This is a genomic window from Streptomyces sp. NPDC088252, assembly GCF_044740965.1.
In the GTDB taxonomy this organism is placed as follows: Bacteria; Actinomycetota; Actinomycetes; order Streptomycetales; family Streptomycetaceae; genus Streptomyces.
In genome coordinates this window covers 46834-64518 of the sequence record NZ_JBIURS010000026.1, presented here as the reverse complement: position 1 = coordinate 64518, position 17685 = coordinate 46834, and the positions used below count along the sequence as shown (strand labels likewise).

Annotated in this window: 18 protein-coding genes; all 18 read left to right on the top strand. The window is 62.3% G+C overall.

What is annotated here, in order from left to right; translation table 11 throughout:
* The first annotated feature begins 115 nt into the window (after nucleotides 1-115).
* The 18 genes from ACIOHC_RS36045 to ACIOHC_RS35960 all read left to right on the top strand — a co-directional run bounded on the left by ACIOHC_RS36045 (nucleotide 116) and on the right by ACIOHC_RS35960 (nucleotide 17680).
* The gene (locus ACIOHC_RS36045; protein ID WP_401845740.1) at nucleotides 116-1831 is read left to right on the top strand and encodes a phage portal protein; all 1716 of its coding nucleotides are present in this window, start codon (nucleotides 116-118) and stop codon (nucleotides 1829-1831) included.
* Nucleotides 1831-2589 (top strand): hypothetical protein, encoded by a 759-nt coding sequence (locus ACIOHC_RS36040; RefSeq protein WP_401845739.1) that lies wholly within the window; start codon nucleotides 1831-1833, stop codon nucleotides 2587-2589. Before ACIOHC_RS36045 ends, ACIOHC_RS36040 begins: the two co-directional genes overlap by 1 nt.
* A 26-nt stretch (nucleotides 2590-2615) precedes the next feature.
* Nucleotides 2616-3614: a N4-gp56 family major capsid protein gene (locus tag ACIOHC_RS36035; protein ID WP_401845737.1), complete on the top strand. Its 999-nt coding sequence runs from the start codon at nucleotides 2616-2618 to the stop codon at nucleotides 3612-3614.
* A 121-nt stretch (nucleotides 3615-3735) separates the two neighbouring features.
* Nucleotides 3736-4086 (top strand): hypothetical protein, encoded by a 351-nt coding sequence (locus tag ACIOHC_RS36030; protein ID WP_401845735.1) that lies wholly within the window; start codon nucleotides 3736-3738, stop codon nucleotides 4084-4086.
* Entirely contained in the window at nucleotides 4086-4382 is a 297-nt protein-coding gene (locus ACIOHC_RS36025; protein WP_401845733.1) for a hypothetical protein, read from the top strand. Before ACIOHC_RS36030 ends, ACIOHC_RS36025 begins: the two co-directional genes overlap by 1 nt.
* A gap of 47 nt (nucleotides 4383-4429) precedes the next feature.
* The gene (locus ACIOHC_RS36020; protein WP_401845730.1) at nucleotides 4430-5290 is read left to right on the top strand and encodes a hypothetical protein; all 861 of its coding nucleotides are present in this window, start codon (nucleotides 4430-4432) and stop codon (nucleotides 5288-5290) included.
* A gap of 64 nt (nucleotides 5291-5354) precedes the next feature.
* Complete coding sequence (locus tag ACIOHC_RS36015; RefSeq protein ID WP_401845728.1) at nucleotides 5355-6170, top strand: hypothetical protein; 816 nt, start codon at nucleotides 5355-5357, stop codon at nucleotides 6168-6170.
* 1 nt (nucleotide 6171) lies between these two features.
* Nucleotides 6172-6711 (top strand): hypothetical protein, encoded by a 540-nt coding sequence (locus ACIOHC_RS36010; RefSeq protein ID WP_401845725.1) that lies wholly within the window; start codon nucleotides 6172-6174, stop codon nucleotides 6709-6711.
* Between the two features lie 194 nt (nucleotides 6712-6905).
* Nucleotides 6906-7508: a hypothetical protein gene (locus tag ACIOHC_RS36005; protein ID WP_401845723.1), complete on the top strand. Its 603-nt coding sequence runs from the start codon at nucleotides 6906-6908 to the stop codon at nucleotides 7506-7508.
* Nucleotides 7509-7521: 13 nt separating this feature from the next.
* Nucleotides 7522-9075 carry a hypothetical protein gene (locus ACIOHC_RS36000; protein WP_401845720.1) on the top strand — a complete coding sequence of 518 codons (1554 nt, stop codon included), beginning with the start codon at nucleotides 7522-7524 and terminating at the stop codon, nucleotides 9073-9075.
* 13 nt (nucleotides 9076-9088) lie between these two features.
* A complete protein-coding gene (locus ACIOHC_RS35995) occupies nucleotides 9089-9667 on the top strand; it encodes a phage tail protein (protein WP_401845718.1) in 579 nt (192 codons plus the stop codon).
* Between the two features lie 40 nt (nucleotides 9668-9707).
* Nucleotides 9708-10571 (top strand): hypothetical protein, encoded by an 864-nt coding sequence (locus tag ACIOHC_RS35990; RefSeq protein WP_401845715.1) that lies wholly within the window; start codon nucleotides 9708-9710, stop codon nucleotides 10569-10571.
* Nucleotides 10572-10717: 146 nt separating this feature from the next.
* The gene (locus ACIOHC_RS35985; RefSeq protein ID WP_401845713.1) at nucleotides 10718-14407 is read left to right on the top strand and encodes an NlpC/P60 family protein; all 3690 of its coding nucleotides are present in this window, start codon (nucleotides 10718-10720) and stop codon (nucleotides 14405-14407) included.
* A complete protein-coding gene (locus ACIOHC_RS35980; protein ID WP_401845712.1) occupies nucleotides 14408-15154 on the top strand; it encodes a hypothetical protein in 747 nt (248 codons plus the stop codon).
* 124 nt (nucleotides 15155-15278) lie between these two features.
* Nucleotides 15279-15458 (top strand): hypothetical protein, encoded by a 180-nt coding sequence (locus ACIOHC_RS35975; RefSeq protein ID WP_401845710.1) that lies wholly within the window; start codon nucleotides 15279-15281, stop codon nucleotides 15456-15458.
* A gap of 88 nt (nucleotides 15459-15546) precedes the next feature.
* Nucleotides 15547-16635, top strand: coding sequence for a hypothetical protein (locus ACIOHC_RS35970; RefSeq protein WP_401845709.1), 1089 nt, complete (start codon nucleotides 15547-15549; stop codon nucleotides 16633-16635).
* Nucleotides 16632-17276: a phage baseplate assembly protein V gene (locus tag ACIOHC_RS35965; protein WP_401845707.1), complete on the top strand. Its 645-nt coding sequence runs from the start codon at nucleotides 16632-16634 to the stop codon at nucleotides 17274-17276. Before ACIOHC_RS35970 ends, ACIOHC_RS35965 begins: the two co-directional genes overlap by 4 nt.
* Complete coding sequence (locus ACIOHC_RS35960) at nucleotides 17276-17680, top strand: GPW/gp25 family protein (RefSeq protein WP_401845705.1); 405 nt, start codon at nucleotides 17276-17278, stop codon at nucleotides 17678-17680. The genes ACIOHC_RS35965 and ACIOHC_RS35960 overlap by 1 nt, the downstream gene beginning before the upstream one ends.
* Nucleotides 17681-17685 lie beyond the last annotated feature (5 nt).

The window sequence follows — 17685 nt, the reverse complement described above, 5'->3', positions numbered from 1 at the left end:
CCCTTACCAGCGCCATCAGCACCTATGCGAGGATTGGCGATAGCGCATTCGTGAACACCCCTTGTATTCAGCGCCCACGTAGCGAACCCCCGCCGGGGCTGAATCGAGGGGCATAATGTCGATCTCCTTTGCGCCGCCCGCCATGCGTGCAGCAGCGAGCGACCTCGCAGTATCAGTAAGCCCCCTGGGCCTAATCGAGCTCTCGGATGAAGAATTTGAAGTCCACGGACAGCGCATGTCCCGCTACGCCTCCTACTGGGCCGCCTACCTCGGCTACATGTGGGCGTATCGCGCCGCACCCGGCGAAACTCAGGTCACCGCGAACTACGCGCGAGCCCTTACCGAATACGCCGTCAACTTCTCCTTCGGTCGCGGCGTCCACTTCGGTGCCGAATCCAAGAAGCATGAGCACGTCATCCCTGCCCTGCTGAAGCGTATTTGGGAGATCGACAACAACAAGAAGGCGCTGATCTGGGAAATGGGGCTTCAAGGCTCCGTTTCCGGGGACGCCTTCATCAAGGTGGCCTATGACCCGGGGTACAAGGATCCGGCTGGAAATGACCACCCGGCTCGCGTTCGAATTCTCCCTCTGAACTCGGCACACTGCTTTCCCGAATGGCACCCACACGACCGTGAGCGGCTGATCAGGTTCAAGCTGAAGTACCGCTTCTGGGGAATCGGGAGCGATGGGACGCGGCAGGCGTTCACCTACACGGAAGTGATCACAGACGACACGATCAGCGAGTTCATAAACGACCAGCTGATCGAAGGCGAGGGAATCCAGAATCCCCGGCCCAACCCACTCGGCCAGATCCCTATTGTGCATATCCCGAATATGCCGGTACCCGGATCGCCGTGGGGCCTGTCCGACATGCAGGACATTCTTGCACTGAACCGGCAGTACAACGAAACCGCGACGCAGATCTCGGAGATCGTGGCGTATCACGCAGAGCCCGTAACTGTCGTGCTGGGCGCGAAAGCAAGCAACCTGGAGCGTGGAGCCAAGAAAGTTTGGTCCATACCCAACAAGGATGCGTCCATCAGTAATCTGGACGGCCTTGTAGACCTCGATGGCCCCATTGCCCTGCTCGACCAGCTAAAGCGCATGATGCACGAGATGACTGGTGTTCCGGAAACGGCACTCGGACAGGTTCAAGCTGTGTCGAATACGGCCGGGGTGGCCTTGGCCATTCAGTACCAGCCGATGATGCACCGGTACAACATCAAGAAGATGGTCTACGAGACCGGTTTGAAGCGGATCAATGAAATCGCCCTGCGTACTCTATTCCTCTTCGAGCCCGAGATGCTCCGGTACGACCCAGACACCGAAGGGATCCGCCACACCGATCAGGACGCGGAGATAGATCCCGCAGATTTCGAAGTCTACCTGACCACCTGCGAATGGCCTGAGCCGCTCCCGGTCGACGTACTCGTCAAACTCAACGAAATCCAGATCATGATGGAACTCGGCCTGGAATCCAAGCGGGGCGCTCTCAAGGCACTCGGTGAGGAATTCCCCGACGAGAAGATGCAGGAGATCTACCAGGAGCTGGTCCAGGACGTCGAGGAGCAGGGCGCCCTCGATATGCTAAGGGCACAGATCAACTCTGTTATTCTCCAGGAGACGGGAATTCCGCCGGAAGGCGTAACCCCGCCACCGCCTGCCACTCCCGCGAGTGAAGGGCAACCGGCAACCAGCCCCATGAACTTGGGGCTCGCGCCACAGAATGACGCACACAAAGTCCTTACAGAACTCGTGACACAGGCCCACGGGACTCGAACCCTGCCGCGCCGAAATTCGGAGAATAACCCGGCACAGGAGTCGAGATAATGACCGTTCCCACCCCTCCGGCTGAGAACACTTCCACCGCCCCCCAGACCGCTCCTTCGACCGCAGCGACCTATACCGAGGCAGACCTCGCCCGGGTGCGCCAGCAGGAGAAGGACAAGCTCTACGCGGAGCTGGAGCGCCTGCGCGAGCAGACCAGCACTCTCCCGACCATGGCATCCGAGCTGGAAGCCCTGCGCAAGGAGCGTGAGGACCGAGAGGCCGCCACTCTGGCCGCACAGACCAAGGCGGAGGAAGAAGCCCGCGCCAAGGCCGAGGCGGAGCTCTCCGCCAAGGAGCTCCTCGACAAGAGGAACGCGGAATGGGAAGCCAAGCTTGCCGACTTGGTCAAGGAGCGCGAGACCGACCGTCAGCTCCTCGCGAAGGAGAAGGAGTTCGCGCAGCTCCGTGACTACACCCAGCGGCGAATCCAGGAAGAGAGCAGCAACATCGCTCCTGAGCTCCTGGACCTGGTGGACGGAAATACCGCTGAGGAGGTCGATGCCTCCATTGAGCGTCTCAAGGCGAAGAGCGCAGCAATCGCAGAAAAGGTTCGTGGCACACAGCAGCAGCTCGGCGCACAGCAGCAGGGTGTCTCCCCGTCCGGCTTCAACACGGCCGGACCCATGGACATGCTCCCGAACACGCAGAACTACTCCGCGCAGGACATCGCCAATATGTCGATGAAGGAATACGCGGAGAAGATCCGGGGCCAGTTCATGGGACAGGGTGACGCACGCAACCGAGGCCTGTACGGCTAATCGTCACGAACCCCTAAGGACCTGAAATGGCAAACGCCATCACCGGTACGCCGTTCCTCTCGGCGAACCCCACCAACTACTCCGGCGCCAACTCCCAGCTCAGCCCGGTCATCCAGACCGTGTGGAGCAAGGAGATCCTCTTTCAGTCGATGCCGATCCTTCGCTTCGAACAGTTTGCAATTAAGAAGACGGAGCTCGGCGTCCAGCCCGGCCTGACGGTCAACTTCGCTCGGTACAACAACCTCCCGGCTGCACGACAGCTCGTTGAAGGTGTGCGGATGGAGACAAACGCGCTGGCAGCGTCCATGTTCTCCGTTACTGTCGCGGAGCATGGCATGGCAATCGCCGTGTCTGAGCTCCTGCTCAACTCGTCGTTTGACGACGTGATGGCGACGGCTTCACGCCTTCTCGGACGCAACATGGCAATGTACCTCGACGCTCAGGCCCGGGACACCCTGCTCCAGGCCTCCAGCGTCCTGTACGGCTACGACAAGTTCGCCCTCACCGAGGCGCAGCGGTCCCCGCTCTCGCCGTATGACCGAGGTACTGCGGCTCCGAACCGGGCTGGCCTGACCGGCACGCATGACTTCACTGCCGCCCTGACCAAGGACGTTACCGAAACTCTCGCAACCAAAAATGTCCCGAGGCTAGGGGACAGCTACGTGACGTTCGTGCACCCGCATCAGTCGCGGCGCCTGCGTGATGATCCCGAATGGATTGAGGTCACAAAGTATGCTCAGCCGGGGAATTTCATGCTCGGCGAGATCGGCCGGATCAATGACAACGTGTTCATTGAAACTACCCAGGTGACGCAGGTCGCCAACGGTAACTCGACGACTCCGGCGCCGGTTTATCAGGCCATTACCGTGGGCGACAATGCGTTCGGCCACGCGATCTCCCTTCCGGTGGAATTGCGAGACGGCGGAGTTCTCGATTTCGGCCGCGAGCACGCCTTGGCTTGGTATTCCATCTGGGGCCTCGGCTTGATCACCGACCAGGCGGTGGTTATCTCGGAGACGAATTAACCCAGTTGTAGGGGCCTTGCAGGGGCACGACTGTGAGGCCCAGCGCTGGTTACCACTGTTTCCCCAGCTCCTGCCAGGCTTGACCTGGAATACCCCTTCATGCAAAGAACCGGAGTACCTCATGCCTCCTCGTAAGCGCGCTGGTGATCTGACCGGAAACAAGTCCGCCGAGCTTCAGGCGAAGCATGCCGACGAGCTTGCCGAGAAGTCGCGGCAGCTCACCATGCTTCAGGCGTCCAGTGATGCCGACAAGCTTCAGCCGATCGACCTTTCGGGACCGGAAAAGGAGACCGTCGAGAAGGACGGGGTCACCGTCGAGGTCAAGCGCTCCAAGATGCGCGTGAAGGCAACGGCAGACGTTGAGGCCACGATCGGCGTAGGTAACTACTACAACCTTGAGGAGGGCCGCACGTACGACCTGCCGACGCACGTGGCTGAGCACCTCCTGGAGAAGGGTCTGGTCTGGGCCTAATGTCTACTCCGCCGCCCTCGGAAATTGTCGTCGGGGATACCTGGGAACTGATCAGCGATCTCGGCGTCGGTCTCGGCGCTATTCCTGCGGGTTCCCAGGTCAAGATCTATCTCTACCTGTCTCCAGACGATTACTACTCTCCGACCGACGATTACACGGTCGTCTCCCGGTATACGTACACGGACTGGGGCTACGATGAGACCGGCAACTGGGCCCAGATCGAGCAGAATCGCCTGCTCGCCTATCCGGAGCCCGACTTTCGGCTCATGTTCGTTTTTGCCGGGGGCGCTGAATAGTGGCGGGCGGAATTTCATCCAAGGCTGCCAAGGCTGCATTGAACTACATGACCGGACGCTCATTGGACCTGAGCCCGGTGCCGCAGACGGTGTCGTTGGCCCTGCTGACCACGGCGCCAACTGCGGGATCCCACGCCACTGACCTCACCGAGGAGGCAGCTGCCGCAGGCTACTTCCGGCAGTCGGTGGCATTCTCGGCTGCAACAGCCCCCGTCGCCGGTCAGCCAGCGCGGATCGAGAACTCGGGAAACGTTCTGTTTGGCCCCTTCACGGCCAGCGGCGGCCTGGGCTTTCCGGTGACACACTGCGCCCTGATCGGCACCGGAGCTCCCGTCACTACTGCCAATATCATGCCCGTTAATACGGCGGGAAGTGAGACGAGTACCTCTGGCTGGGAAGTACTCACTTCGAACGGCACCCAGTCCAGGTCGACTACACAGGCCAAGGCTGGTGCTGCATCCATGGCCGTCCAGTCCACCGCGTCGGGCGACATTCGGATTCGCTCGACGGAATTCTTCCCGGTGCAGGTAGATCATCTCTACAAAGCCGGAATCTGGGTCTACACGTCAGTCGCCAGCACTCCGGTTCTTGTCGAGATCGAGTGGTACGACGCAGCGGGTGCTCTTATTACAACGACCACAGGGGCACCCACATCCGTGGCAGCCAACACCTGGGTCGAAGTGACGCGAAATGCCACGCTGCGCCGAGTCAATGCCACGAAGGCGAAGGTCGCCTACCGCATAACGGCGAGCGCGGCAGCCCAGACTGTCTACTGCGATGAAATGTCGCTGCTTGATCAGAAGAGCGACGAGATCCTGATGACGTGGCAGTTCGACGTCGCTGGGCAGGCAGCGCAGAACGAGTCGCTCCAGATCCCTGCTGGCGCCCTTTCTATGTCTCTGGGGTAATCCCTCTACAACGGCCCCTCGCACTCCTTACTCATTCTCAGCCAATGCGTAAGGAGTGGTTTGGGTGGCTGACCGGGCCAGCATTCTGCGGCGGACTCGCACCGAGCTGGGCGATTTCGGGTCCAAGTTTCGGGACGTGTTCATCGGAACTGGGGAGCTGGACCAGTACGACCTGTCTGCAATCAACGTCAGCGACCTCCTGGTCTCGATCACGGATGCCAGCGGAACGACGGAGCTCACCGCGCCCGGGGACTACACACTGGACGCCCGCATCGGTCGAATCCTCCTCGGTACCTCCTACGCTCCGCTTCCCGACGGGATGACACTGACGATCACGGGATCCGGCGGCGGCATGTTCTCGGACGAGGACTTGGAGCAGCTGCTCACTGAAGCCCTGCTTCAGCACACGAAGGGTCGCACCATCCGGTCGCGGTACCGAGACGAGCACGGGTTCATCCGGTACCGCGACGAGGCCGTGACATTGGAGACGCTGCCTCCTGTCGAAGAGTTGCCGGTCGCCCTGCTTGTGACGCTCAACGCTCTGTGGGTCCTGGCGACGGACGCGGCGGGCGATGTGGACGTGTCGACCCCTGACGGCACCCAGATTTCGCGGCGCCAGCGGTACGAACAGATCATCAGCCAGATTTCGCTGGTGGAGGAGCGCTATCGGGATCTCTGTGCCCAGCTGAATGTCGGCTTGGGGCGGATCGAAATGTTCGATCTCCGGCGTGTATCGCGGACGACAGGGCGCCTGGTGCCTCTCTTCAAGGCCAAGGAGTACGACGACCACTCACTTCCGACGCGCAAGGTGCCATCAGTGGATTCCCAGGACGAGGACGCGTCCGGGATTCCGTCGATTGCCTACTGGGGGTGGTGGTGAAATGTCACGCCTCGACTGGAAGAGGGGACGCTGGTCGGCGGAAGTCGAGACGCAGCAGATCGGTGACGGTCTGAGAGGCTATCAGCCCGCGTATGGCGACCAGGTGACCTACTGGCGCTTCGACTACAAGAAGTCCCAGCGGCACCCTGTCTATGACGAGGCGTCGGAGGTGGGAAGGCAGTTCATTGGGCCGCATGAAATCCCGGTGTTGGATGTCATCCACGGGTACGGAGGGGACGAGCTGCACGAGGGTGGGTTCTACACCAACGACTCCTTGCGCGTCACGTGTGGATTCCGTCAGATCTCCCGCGTCGGACTCACACATGCTGACCTGAGAACGGCGGCCTATCTGCGGGATCGAGTTGCTTATGACGGAAAGCTGTTCCGTGTCCTGTCCATGAAAATTCAGGGGCAAATCCAGCGTTCTGACGTCGTCGTTGAAATCAATGCCGCACAGCTGAAGTCGGACGAGGTCGCAAACGATCCTCTCTTTGCTCAATACGCAGTTGACCCGCAGGCCATCGCTCGTTTTCGGCGGTAAGGGACGGGTGGTTCCGCGTAGGTTCTCTCGAAATGTTGAGCAGGGGTCTGCTGGCTGGTTGTCCTTATAAGTGTTCACCTGGTTCGTGTCATTCTTGGGGTGACAATCGTTTCTGGTGCCTTGAGAGGGATAATGCCGGGGTCAGCAGCAGCAGCAGGTGTGCGAGTTCTCTTGTGGTCAGAGGGAGATCTCTAATGCCCTGGTTGCTGAATGAGGATGGCGCACTGAAGTCGAAGCTGTCCGGGCTGAAGGTGGATGTCTCTACCGTAACCAGACCGATTCTTGTTGACGTGCGATTCACGGTTCCTGAGGACGAGTTCGAGGACGTGACGTACCCGCTGATTCTGCTAACGCAGATTGCAGTGGAGCGCGCTCAGGAACGAGAGCATCGAGGGTACGTTGAAGTCGGCACATTGCCGGAGGGATTTGACCCTTCAGTAGGTCCTTATTTCGCCGAGTTTCCCGTCCCGCACGACATTGACTATCAGGTGCAGCTGTACTGCCGGTCCTTGCAGCATCGCACCGAATTGGTTTCGCGACTGGCCCGGTTTGAGTACCTGCCAGAACGTTTCGGATTTCTGGCTGTCCCGCAGGACAACACGGTACGCAGGCTCGATCTCATGGGTGGACCGGAAATGGGGGCGGGGCGAGATTCGGACGGGAAGCGTCTCTTTACCGCCACGTACCGTATTCGGGTATCGACCGAGCTGTTCCTTCTGGGCGACCCGGAGATCCTGCCGACCGTGGAGAAGGTCGACCTGGAAGTAGATCCCTACGTACCCGGTCAGCCGGGCTGATTGAGGAGTTCAAATGGCTGTACTTACTACCGGGCGTCCGGGCGTCTTCGTCTCCGAAACGCTTTCCCCGCTCGTGAATACACCGAACGTGCCGGGACAGGCAGTAGCCGCTTTCGTCGGCGAGTTCTCGGCTGGTCCGGTGGGACCGACGCTGATTACGTCCTGGGCGGACTGGAAGGCACGCTTCGGTGGCTTCGGCAGCGGCGCCGACCTGCTTCCCTACGCGGTGTTCTCGTACCTGTCGAACGGCGGTGGGCAGGCCTATGTGGTTCGGGCGGTGGCGGCCGACGCGGTCGTAGCCTCCGTCTCGCTGAAGGACGTGCAGGCCACTCCGGCCAACGTGCTGACGCTGAGTGCTCTGGCACCTGGTGCGTCGGGCAACCAGCTGCTGATCAGTGTGACCGTGAGCGACGTTACTGCGGGTCGGTTCAACCTCTACGTCCGTGAGGGGTCGGCGACGTCCGCTCCTGTCGAGAGCTACGTAGACGTGTCGCTGAATCCGGCGGACCCCCGCAACCTGGTAGCGATGGTGGGGGCTACAGCAGAGCAGGGCAGCCGCTACATAGCCGCCAAGTACACGGGGCCTGCGGCGTGGACGAGCAAGCAGACCCCTGGTGACCAGGTGGCGACCCCGCTGGCCGGAGGGCTGGACGGCACGGCCACGCCGGACCTGCTTGCGGCCACACAGCTCCTGGACGCAGTAGAGCCGCTGCTGAATGTCAACCTTCCGGGGGTCACTGACCCGCTGATCATCAACCCCGTGATCTCGTGGGCGCAGAGCTCGGGGTCGCGGTTCGTCGTGGTCGACAGCCCGCAGGCCGCAGTCACCTATGCGGACACAGTCACAAACTTCAAGAATGTCTCCCCGTTGGGCACGAGCACCGGCACGCCCTACACCTCGTCGAGCTACGCAGCAGTCTACGGCCCCTGGCTCCATTTCCGGGATCCGAGTGCGCAGGCGGTAGGGGCGACGAGGCTGCTGCCTCCTGGCGGCGCCATACTGGGGCTGTTCAGCCAGGCCGATGCGGACGCCGGTACCCAGCAGTCGGCAGCTGGCGTCTCGTACCCGATTCAGGGCGCGGTGGCCCCTGAGGTCCGATTCCAGAATGCTGACCTGGACACGCTGAACGAGGTCGGGATCAACGTGATCCGGGCGGTTCCCGGCGCTTCGGGTCTCGTGCCGATGGGGTCTCGCACGCTCAAGGGCGGCATGCCGGACCGGTACGTCGCCATTCGACGCACGCTGATGTATGTAACGCGGCTGTGCATCGAGACGACGAACTTCGCCGTGTTCCGGCCGAACTCCGAGGATCTGTGGAGCCAGTTGACGAGCCTTCTCACTGACCAGCTGGCGGCGCTTCAGCAGGCGAGGGTTCTTCGGGGAGCAACGGCGGGGGAGGCGTTTTACGTTCTGTGCGACGCCACGAACAACACCGAAAACAGCGTGGCAAACGGCATCGTCAACATTGAGGTAGGGGTGGCGCTCAACACGCCTGCCGAATTCATTGTCATCAAGATCGGCCAGATCGCCTCTGGTGCCACTTCTGGCGACAGCCTGACGAGCTAAAGGAGCTACGCACATGGCAACTGGAATGGTTACGCAGTCCGACTCCCGATCGACATTGGAATCGGATCCCCTCCGGAATTTCAAGTTTCGGGTGTTCTTCGATAACCCGCATCTGAGTGACCTGAGCCCGCAGTTCGGGTTCATGTCGGTGGACGGACTTTCGGTCACCACTGACGTCATTTCATACCGTCAAGGCGGGCACAATACTACTACGCAAAAGCTTCCTGGCCAGAGTGACTTCGCCCCTATTACCCTGAGTAAGGGAGTCGTTGCTTCGAAGAACGATCAGGGCATGGTGAAGTGGCTAAATGACATCTTTGTGGCCGTCCAGGGAACCGGCTCCAACGACGGATCGAAGAACTTCCGGTCCACGGTCACGATTTACCTGATCGACCACCCGGTGACAACGTCGAAGGCGGCCGTCAAGGCGGCGTGGAGGATCTACCGTGCTTGGCCCACCAGCTGTGCCTTTGGGTCGCTAGACGCGGGAGCTAACGGAGTTCTCATGAACCAGATTAGCCTTGCCCACGAAGGCTGGGAATTCAAGCTGGCCAACAAGAACGCAGGGCCGTCTTCGGTGGTCTCTTTCTGACATCGGGCCGCATCCCGATCGACTCATTACGGAGTAAAACATGGATACTCAGTGGGATTTCGATTCCATTGGCGGTTCGGCAATTTCGGTAGAAGGCGCGCTTGCGAGTCCTGAGGCAGTGAATGCTCAGGTCGCACAGGTGCTGGCAGAGTCGGTCGGGCAGGCCCCCGTCATTCCCGCTCCTGAGGACGACCGAGTAAAGCTCAGCGGCGGCCTGTACTGGGACGGCGAGCTGCTCACGCACGCACAGGTCCGGGAGATGACCGGTGAGGACGAGGAAGCGCTGGCCCGCGTCAAGGGCTCGCTCGCACGCTGGCTGACAGTCCTGCTGGAGCGGACCGTTGTTCAAATCGGGGCCGAACCGGCGACAGCGAAGATGGTGCGACGGCTGTTGATCGGTGACCGGGACGAGCTCGTGATCGGCGTACGCATCGCCACGTTCGGCAAGTTCATCACCGCGCAGAACGTGCAGTGCCCCCACTGCGAGGAGTTCTTCGATGCCCGGGTCGATCTGACGAAGATCGAACGAATCAGCATCACGGAACCGAAGCCGCGTCACGAGTACGACGTCGAGCTGCGCGACGGCAGGAAGGCCACCATTCGGCTGCCGGACGGCGCTGCTCAGGAAGCGATCTTCGACAAGGAAGACGCCACACTTCCCGAGCGGAACACGGCTCTTCTCGGCAACTGCCTGGTGCGTGTGCAGTCCGGCGAGAACCAGGACAGCCGCACGGGAGCGGAGCTCGCAAAGGCGCTGTCAGTGGCTGACCGGCAGACGCTGATCCGGTTCATCTCGGACACGCAGCCGGGACCGCTTTTGGATGACATTCGCTTCGATCACGAGGCGTGTGGCAAGGAGGTCCGGCTGAGTCTGACGATGCCGGAGCTGTTTCGCGGAGAGTGACCTGGAAGCGGTATACGACGAGATCGACACCATATCCCGTGTGAAGTCCGGGTGGACGTACAGGGATATGAGAACGATGTCCATCCGCCAGAGGCGGTATTGGGCGAAATTCGCCCTGTGGGAACTGGAGAGGAGGGCGACCCTGAATGCCTGAGGAAGAGAACAGCGAAGGCCGCCGGGCTACTGGCAATTCGGGGGAACCCCTCCTCGATCCCAGCGCCGGTCGGATCCTGGGGGCGGGCAGTAACAGCCTCCAGCGTTCCATCGATGCCAACACGCGTGCACAGGAGCAGCTCATCGCAGAGCTCCGCAAGGAGCGCGAGGAGAAGGCCTCCGGTAGCGGACGCGGGGGGCGTCGCCGGAACGGTGGCAGCAGCCGGAGTAGGACCACGTCGGTTGATCCGATGGGGGCTGCCGGTATCGCTGCCGGAGACGACGAGGAACCTCAGGCTGCGGGCCTAAACGACCTGCACCGCTCGTCTCCCCGGCGCACTCGGTGGATCAACTCGGGTAACACCATCAATGCGGCCACAGGCTATTCCACCTATCGCAGTGCCGGTGCGGCTGCGTACCGTTCTGAGTCGTCCGGCACGGGCTCCCGTGTGTTTGTGGCGGGTCCGGAAGGCGCGGCCACGCTGAGGCGTCCTGGGACTGCACGGAACGAGACGTATGCGCGGGCCGACGGCGGTTGGTCTTCGAGCCGGTCGCGTACCGTGCCGCTGCCCGGCGGGTACGAGCGCAATGAGACGTTCACCGAAGAGCGCGGCCCGGACGGCAGCTCGGTCCGTACAACGTCCGTCCGGGCACCGAGGGAAGACGGGCGGGGCTTCTCCACCCGGGTCCGGACCACAACAATCTCGGCCGCCGGTCGGATCTCCCGGTCGGAGAACGTCCGAGATGAGCTGACGGACCTTGACGACGACCGTAGCGACCAGTGGAACAGCACCCGCTTCCACGGCGGTTGGGGTCCTACTGGTAAGGCTTCCGGCGGTAGCGAGAACAACGGGGGAGGTCCCCCGTTCAACTGGAAAAACCTGGCCCACAATGTGCAGCGGGGCGCAAACCGGCTGGGCAGTTGGGGCGGGGCCCTCGTCAAGGCCAGCGTTCCTCTGGACAACTATGCCCAGTGGGCTGCAATAGCCGGAGGCGGCGTCCAGGGAGCCGACGGGACAAGCGGGTCGTCAGTCAACAACCTGCGTAAGGCAATGTTCGGCTCCTCCGGCATGAACACCATCAACTGGGCTCAGGGTGGGCAGGATGCGACGGCGGCAGCGTTCATCGCCTCCCGGAATTCCGGTTTCACCGATCTGATGCCCGGTTCGACGTCTGCGGTGAACCCGCAAATGTCGGGCTACATGCAGAACATCAAGAACATGGCGTATCTCGATCCGACGGCGAACGCCAGCCAGCTGGCGGGCACGCTCGGCACGCTGACGTCGAACCGGGGAACCTATGGCGCGCTGATGTATGGCTACAAGCCGCTGCTGTCCCGAGGCGGAGGCGTAGACCGGAATGCCCTGGGTTCGTTTACCGATTCGGTAATGCAGCGGACGTTTCAGGGGCAGGCCGCGATTTCTCCGCAGGAGCTGAAGGCCTCTCTGGGGCAGAACGGATCCCTGCACGCAAACGTTCAGGCCTATGTGAATTCGGCGGGTGGCGACGCCTCGATGGTGAAGACCATTGAGGACTACATCACGGGCCGGAACACTGCTGCGAACAACGGGTTGTCTGGCAGTGAGTTCGACAAGCTGCTGTCGGATTACTCGGCCGGTGGAGCGGCAGGAAGCAGGGCTGAGGACAAGCTGAAGAAGTTCGGGGTCGCCAACAGCATTCTCCAGTCGCAGAAGGACAAGGACGCGGCCAAGACATCCTCGGTGAATGACTTGTTGGACCAGCTCGGCCCCTCGGTGAAGCGTGCCAATGAGGCGCTGGAGACATTCCATAACTGGTTGAACAACATCGTCAACACGCCGGGCATCAAGCAGCTCCTTGGCGGGGCACTGGGGTGGGGCAGCGTCTTTGGCCCGGCGGTCGGGTCCGCCGCTGGCGCGATGGCCGGAATGAGCATGGCCGGAGGCGGCGGAAGCCTGCTGTCGGCGGCTGGCGGACTGATGGGAATGCGCTCGCTCGCCGGAACAGGAGGCGCCGCTGTCGCAGGGACGCGGGGCGCCATGGTGTCCCGTGTTGGAGCAGGGGCGGCACGGGGCGGTCTGTGGGGCCTGGGCGCCCTGGCGGTGAACGGTGTTGGCGGTGTCGTCGAGGACAACGTGGACAGCTCCGGCGGCAAGAAGGCCGTGAGCGTGGGCACGAGCACGGCCAGCGGTGCCCTGCTGGGTGCCGGAGTCGGCTCTGTCGTTCCCGTGGTCGGTACGGGCGCAGGTGCGCTTGTCGGTGGGGCCATCGGCCTGGGCTACGGGATCTACAAGAACTTCGGCGGAAGCAACGACCGCACCACCAGCAACGACGGTATCGGCGGCGGTGACAGCACCAAGAAGGGGAAGAAGTCCTCACAGGCGAAGCGCGGCTCCACGGTGTCCGGGAAGTCAGCCGGAAGTGCGATCAACGCTGCCCTGGCCGAAGTGGGCAAGCCCTACCAGTGGGGCGGTGTAGGGCCCGACGCGTTCGACTGTTCCGGTCTCATGCAGCACGCCTACCGCAAGGCAGGTGTTCGGATCCCGCGTACGTCACAGCAGCAGATGGGCGTGGGCAAGCCGGTGAAGGGTCTCAAGAATGCCCGGCCGGGTGACTTGATGTTCCCCAATCCGGGGCACGTGGTCATGTACCTCGGTAACAACAAGATCGTTGAGGCGCCGCGTACCGGGCTGAACATTCGCGTGGTGCCCGCGTCGACTTATAGCAAGTACCAGGCGATCCGGCGGATCACTGGGGCGGTCGGGTCTTACGACTCGGGCGGGGAGCAGGACGACAACAAGCAGCAGCAGCAGTCGGGAAATGCGGGGGGCGACCCCGGCTCGATGGTTCTGGCAGATGCGCACGGGTCTACGGAGGAGGTCGAAGCCGTCACTGCTGCTTTGGCCAGTGTGCGGAGCACGCTGCTCAACAGCCCGATGGGTGACTCCTCGACCGGAACCGGAAACGAGGACGACGAGGATCCGGGGGGAGCTGCGAGCATTGGGAACTACAAATGGGGCAAGATCGACGGGACCTTCGAGGATATTCCGGCTCCGCCTGGCTGGGTTCAGTCGGCCGTCAAGAGGGGAATGTCGGCTGCCGGTGTGGCGGGGGCCAAGTGGGCGCGTGGTCTGGTCACTATCGCCTACCGTGAGTCGAACTACCGCAGGGACGCTGTCAACAAGTGGGACAGTAACGCCCGCAGGGGGACTCCTTCCAAGGGCCTCATGCAGGTAATCGGCCCGACGTTCAAGGCCTATCGGGCGAAGAGCCTCCCGAACGACCCCCTGAACCCGGCAGCGTCGGTTGCGGCCTCGGCGAACTACATTGAATCCCGGTACCGGGACATCTCGCGAGTGCAGCAGGCGAATCCCAACAAGCCCCGTAAGGGTTATGCGGTGGGTGCGTGGGAGATTCCTGAGGACCATGTTGCGCAGGTCCACAAGGGAGAAATGATCATTGAGAAGCCGAAGGCGGATACAATCCGTTCGGCTCTCATGAAGGACGTCGTCAAGGTTCGGGATGCGGGCGATTCGTCCAGCCCTTCCGGTGCCAGCGGGATCATCCTCAACTTCCATAACGGCTCGGTGCAGTTCGTCGTGAATGGTGCAATGAGCGAAGCGGTGGCCACCAAGGCTGCGAGTAGCTTCGCAACAGCGCTTTCCGAGGATTCTCGTATGAAGCGACTCGGGAAGGGGCTGTAAATGGCCCGGCCTATCGGTAACCCGCCTTTCGATCCCCGTGTCAGCACACTGACAAAGCTGATGCCCGTCAATAACCGGCACGCCACTGGTATTGCGCGAGGATTCATCATCCAGGACAAGGGAGTCGGCGACGTCCCTTATATGGTGAACTTCTTGTACAACCCGCCGTCTGTGAAGGTCAGTCATCAGACGGATGTGGCAAGCAGTGTCTCGGTTACCCCGCAGGCCTACCGGAACCCGCTCGACAAGGGGAACTGGAACATTCCTCTTTCTGCGACTGTCGGTTTCAACTTGCTTTTTGACCGCACCTATGAAATGTGGGGTGGCTCCCAGGTGCCCAATGCGGGGGATTACACCGGCTGGGTACCGCAGACGCACGGCGTGTGGGTGGACATTGCCGCCCTCTACCGGGTTGTCGGGATCATTCAGCCCAAGGACAACGCGGTGACCAATTCCCCACTCCGGCCGGGAGTTCCCACCTCGCCCTACGTGGATCACAGCAGTGACGGACTGACCAGCCTGATCTCCAACAGCAACCCTGGTCCGATGCCTCTCACCCCCGTGACGGTGTACTTCGGGAGCGTTGATTCGCTGTCCTACCACGGATACGTAAGCAGCATCGACATCGACTGGACGCATTTTTCGCAAATGATGGTACCTATGCGATGCGTAGTCGGTGTTTCAATGAACCTGATGACGCAGAACTCGTGGGAATCGGACTACTCAGACGTGGAATCAGCGGCGTAGAACGAAGGGAAGGGAGCAAATGGCAATCAGGGCTGATTCCCGGTACGCCAGTAACGCGACAGCGCTCATTACCGGGCGTGACGGCGTCACGAGGGAAACGATCATGCCCCGGCGCCCTGGGGCCGTGAGTGTGACTGTCTCCGACTACACCTGGCGGGAAGGCGACCGGCTGGATCTCCTCGCCGCCAGGCAGTTCGGAGACGACACCATGGGCTGGGTCATTGCGCAGGCCAACCCCGAGCTCCTGGACTGGCTCGCGGTCCAGCCGGGCACGATCGTGAGGCTGCCCCGTGGTTCGGCGTAGTCGGTGGGGCCCCTGGGTCCGTATCCACCGTCCCGAGGTACTCCTCCAGTCCATGGTGCTGAGCCTGGACGTGCACAGGGAGGACGGAATGCACGAGTGGGCTCAGGTGACCGTGCGGTACTTCCTCGCGGACGGGTTCCGTGCCGTTGTCGACGGCCTGCCGCCTTCCCTGTGGTGGGCGGAGAACACCGCCGTGCGAATCCTCTACGGGCCCGCGCCCGGCGTGACACGGGAGTTCGTGGGATACGTCGTCTCCCCGGAGATCCTCGCGAGAGCCGACGGGCAGAGCTATGCGGGTGGCCAGACCATCGACGTCCGGTACACATTGCTGGGCACGACAAAGCTCATGCAGTCGGCGCGCGAACGGACCTGGCGCACCTGCACCGCCGCCTACATGGCACGGCAGATCGGACAGGAGGCAGGCCTGTCGGTGGTTGCGCCGGACCACCCGCGCGTCTTCTCCCTGCGCCAGCAGGCACTCCAGTCCGACTACGCATTCCTTCAGGAGCGAGCGGAGGAAATCGGCTGGCGGCTGGCGGCCGACGGCACCACGTTGTTCCTCACCGACCCCCGGCAGCCACTGGTGCGCCATTCACCCCGCTTCAACCAGCATCAGCTCCCGGGCCACCAGGACACGATGCAGTCCTTCCAGGCAGTGGCTGGTGAGACCGATCCCTCAGGAGCGCTGCGCGCGCAGCACACCGCCGTGGGACTGTCCCGTTCCGGAGTGGTGTCGGCGGCTACGAACAGTGCGCCTCGGTGGGACTCCGCCACGGCCCAGAGCGTCCCTGCACAGGTGCAGCGGTATGACACGCGCCATGTCACCGAGTCGTACGCGGAGGCCGACGCCGTGACCCAGGCGGCGGCGGTGCGCAGTCTCTGGTGGGTGCACGGCACTGCCACTGTGGACGGGGACGTGCGGCTGGGGCCGGGCTGTGTGGTCACTCTGGGCGGGGCCGCGCTGGCGCCTCAGTACCAGGGCCGGTGGATGGTACTCACGGCGCATCATCGGATCGAGCTCAACCAGTTGGACCGATCCCTGTCGACCTATTACGCAGATCTGGAGCTGGGGCGCGACCAGCCGTCGGACCTGACACGAATGGATCCGGCCGAGCTGCCACTCACCACGAGCACGCTGGTCGGGGGGCGTTGGGTGGCACGAGGGGGGACAGCATGACTATCTCCGGACTGAGTCAGGGCAAGGTCGTCAGCACGGCCGACCCGCTCGGCCAGCGCCGCGTGCGGCTCCAGATTCCGCAGGTGTCGGGCCGCGCGGTCTCCGGCTGGGCTCCGCCCGTACAAGCGGGTGGGCGCTTGCCAGCGGTGGGGGAGATGGTGTGGATCGCCTACCAGGGAGGCGACGAGTCATACCCGGCGTATCTGCCCCCGCTGCCCGCACCACCGGCTCCCTTCCCCCCGCTGGTCTCTGTGCAGGTGGCCGAGCCTTCGTACTCGCCCACCCAGACCTGGGTGGCGTTCACCAACGCCCAGTGGCCTGCGATATCTCTCACCGTGCCGAACAGCGGCTTGTTCTGGGTCACGATCAGCGGTCGGATACGCAACGTCGTTGGTGCGGAAAGCACGGCGTGGATGACATGGAAAATCACGGGGGATTACGTAGAGGGGCCGAGTGACAAGTGGGGACTGTCGTGTGCAAATTCGGCACGGCAGCAGTCGAGTCATCGCTACCTGGTGTCTACCGCCAAGCCGGGCGCTTCGATTTCCATCGTGCCTCACTGGAACGTGTCTTCCTACACAGCAGGATCCGTTCTGGTTCAAAATGGGCAACTTTATGTCGAGCGAGTGGGGAGTATGTGATGACGCGCCAGATGGCAATTCCGTTCCGTATCGGTCCTGATGGTGCAGTGGCGTCGGTGACGGATCCCGTGAAGTCGCTTTCGCAGCGAGTGCGGGCAATGGTCGCCACGCTCCCGACCCAGCGAGTCATGCGGGCCAGCTTCGGCGTCCCCACGGTCGACGTGATGTTCGACTGGGATCCCTTGGCCGGACAGACGCAGCTTGAGCAGATGGTCTCTGAGGCTGTGTCTGTGTGGGAGCCGTCGGCCCGCATTCTTTCCGTTCAGCCAGTTCTCAGTGACGATGGTGCCCAAATTCTGGGCGTCAACGTCGATATCTCAGCGGGTGACCCGGTCGGCGCTGCCGGATCAACGCAATACGCGGTCCGTATCTCAGGGAACGGAGAGATACGGCGAATGGGCTGAGCTAA